The following is a 307-nucleotide window of genomic DNA, read 5'->3' on the forward strand; positions in this document are numbered from 1 at the left end:
GGTGCTGAAGCCGATCTCGGCTACAACGGCGTCAAGGGCGACAGCGCCGGCATTCATGCCAAGGGCGGCCTCGAAGGCTCGCTGCGTGCCCGTCTCGGCTATTCGGTGACCCCGGAAATCCTGCTCTATGGCACCGGCGGTCTTGCCGCCAAGAACCAGAAGATCACGGATGACGTCCTCGGCACCAACGAAAGCAAGGCGATGCTCGGCTGGACGGCCGGTGTCGGCACCGACATCAAGATCACGGACAACGTGTTCGGCCGCGTCGAGTATCGTAACACAGACGACTGGAGCAAGACCGTCGGGC

Annotated in this window: 1 protein-coding gene; it reads left to right on the forward strand. The window is 63.2% G+C overall.

Going from position 1 to position 307, the window contains the following annotated elements; genetic code table 11:
* A partial coding sequence (locus EN850_RS35355) for an outer membrane beta-barrel protein (protein WP_136093059.1) occupies nucleotides 1-307 on the forward strand: 307 nt, incomplete at both ends.

It is taken from the genome of Mesorhizobium sp. M8A.F.Ca.ET.207.01.1.1 (genome assembly GCF_004794715.1).
In the GTDB taxonomy this organism is placed as follows: domain Bacteria; phylum Pseudomonadota; class Alphaproteobacteria; order Rhizobiales; family Rhizobiaceae; genus Mesorhizobium.